Source organism: Paraclostridium benzoelyticum, assembly GCF_001006285.1.
Lineage (GTDB): Bacteria > Bacillota > Clostridia > Peptostreptococcales > Peptostreptococcaceae > Paraclostridium > Paraclostridium benzoelyticum.
In genome coordinates this window covers 1-2,191 of the sequence record NZ_LBBT01000242.1, presented here as the reverse complement: position 1 = coordinate 2,191, position 2,191 = coordinate 1, and the positions used below count along the sequence as shown (strand labels likewise).

3 protein-coding genes are annotated in these 2,191 nt (G+C 24.1%); all 3 read right to left on the bottom strand.

The features are described from left to right. Positions 1-27 precede the first annotated feature (27 nt). Positions 28-450 carry a large-conductance mechanosensitive channel protein MscL gene (gene mscL / locus VN21_RS12295; protein ID WP_046823519.1) on the bottom strand — a complete coding sequence of 141 codons (423 nt, stop codon included), beginning with the start codon at positions 448-450 and terminating at the stop codon, positions 28-30. Positions 451-607: 157 nt separating this feature from the next. After that, positions 608-868, bottom strand: coding sequence for a M24 family metallopeptidase (locus tag VN21_RS18270; protein WP_332840880.1), 261 nt, complete (start codon positions 866-868; stop codon positions 608-610). A gap of 156 nt (positions 869-1,024) precedes the next feature. After that, on the bottom strand, positions 1,025-2,191 hold a 1,167-nt coding region (locus tag VN21_RS12290; protein ID WP_046823518.1), incomplete at its 5' end, for an FtsX-like permease family protein.

Here is a 2,191-nt window from a genome sequence, read left to right as displayed (position 1 = left end):
AAGTTTAACTTTATCCTTTTTTAAAAATTAATTTTGATTTTGTAATAAATCTTTTATATCTCTAAGTAATAAAACTTCTTCAGAAATTTTTTCAGCTTTTTCTTCCTCAACAGCAATTTCTTCTTTAAGAGTTGCCTTTTTCAGCTTCATTAAGCCCTTTATAAATATAAATATACAAAATGATATTATTATAAAATTAACTGTTGTTTGTATAAAGTTTCCTAAATTTAAAGTTACTGCTGGAGATTTTCCAACAGCTTCTTTTAGTACAATTTTATATTCAGAAAAGTTTATACCTCCAGTTAGCATTCCAACTACAGGCATTATAATATCATTTACTAATGATGTAACTATTTTAGAAAATGCACCTCCCACAACAACCCCGACAGCAAGATCTATTACATTTCCTTTAACTGCAAATTCTCTAAATTCATTTAATATCTTTCTCATAAATTGTTCTCCTTTGATTATATAATTACCGATTACCAAAATTAAATACCCTGAGATTTATTGTTTAAAACATAAAACTCACTTTACCTAAGCATAAAAAAGACTTTAAAATGCACTTATATACTTTAATAAATACATTAAAAAGTCTTTTAAACTTTTATCTCATTAAGTTTTCTATATCTTCTATTTCAATAGGTATATCATTTAATAGATTTGTACACCCAAAGTCAGTAATTAGTAAATCATCTTCTAGTCTTATACCAATACCCTCTTCTTCTATATAAAGTCCCGGCTCATTAGTTATCACAGATCCAACCTCACGTTTTGAATCACTTATCCAAACATCATGTGTATCTAATCCTAATGAATGACCAATTGAATGGAAGTAATATTTTTCAATTTCTTCTTTTTTTAATATAAGCCCTATATCTATACATCCCTTTGATAAAGATTTTTTTGCAATGTCATTTTAATTGATATATTTAATTTAATTATATCAGTTTCTTTTTACATTTAACTTTAATAACAGTAAAAAAATTCAAAATAAAAACTAACCTAATAATCAGGTTAGCTTTTATTTTGAATTTTTAACTATATTTTTATATCCTATATATGTAGTGTAAAAATATGCAAAATATACCACTAGAAAAATAATAGCTGTACTTATCAATGTATATTTAATATCTGGATTATACACTGATTCCATAACGTTATATATAACCTTTATACCTATAATAGAGTGTAAAAACGCAAGTGATATAGGTAGCCCAAAATATATAAGTATCTGAATAAATATAGTTTTATTAATCATCTTTTCATTTGCTCCTAAACGCTCTATAGCTTTATATCTTTCTATGCTATCATTAGCTTCTGATAGTTGTTGGATTGCTAAAATTGCCATGCTAGAAATTAAAAATATTATACCTAAGTACATCTCTATAAATAATACAATTGTAACTGCGCCTTTGTTATTTATATATATTTCCTGTTTAGTATCTCCATTTAAAAAACCAGCCTTGTTATAGTCTACTTTACCCTCTCTAAATGAGTCGAGTAATAATCGAAATTTTTTTTCTGACTTTTTCTTATTTTTAGTAAACTGTACATTTAAATTAGATGACTTAGTTTCTGCATTTTGAACTATATTGTCATTAACTATCAATGTTGCAATATTATTAAGATATGGTGAAGATTTAAGAGATTCTTCAATTATGTCTCCATTTTTAATTTTGTATTCCTTATTGTATAAGTTAATTTTTTTATTTTTTTCAAACTCTTTATTAAGTATATCTAAAATACTCCTATTATTAGATGTTAGTATAATCTCATTTTCTTTTAGAGATTCAGTATCTTTACCTTTTAATTTTCTAATATTATTGTAATCTGATAGTTTTATCAAATCTATATTATAAAAATCAAATTCGTCACTTAAAATATATTTATTAATTAAATCTTTTTTATTGATTATATCTTTTAATTTTACTCCAGAGTCATATATATCAAAATATACATATTTTTCAGTATCATCAAACTTAAAATTAACAGCATTTAAAGACTCTTCTACGGTTTTTATAGAATCATCACTATATAAAGATATACTTACATCAAAAGGAGTAGAGTCAATTAAAATTTTTTCTGAAGCATTTTTAAAGCCTATACCCGTGGAAAGCATTACTATAGTTAAAAACAGCATTAAGCATATAACTGAAATAGATAAAAAATTAGTGTTAATTTTACTATT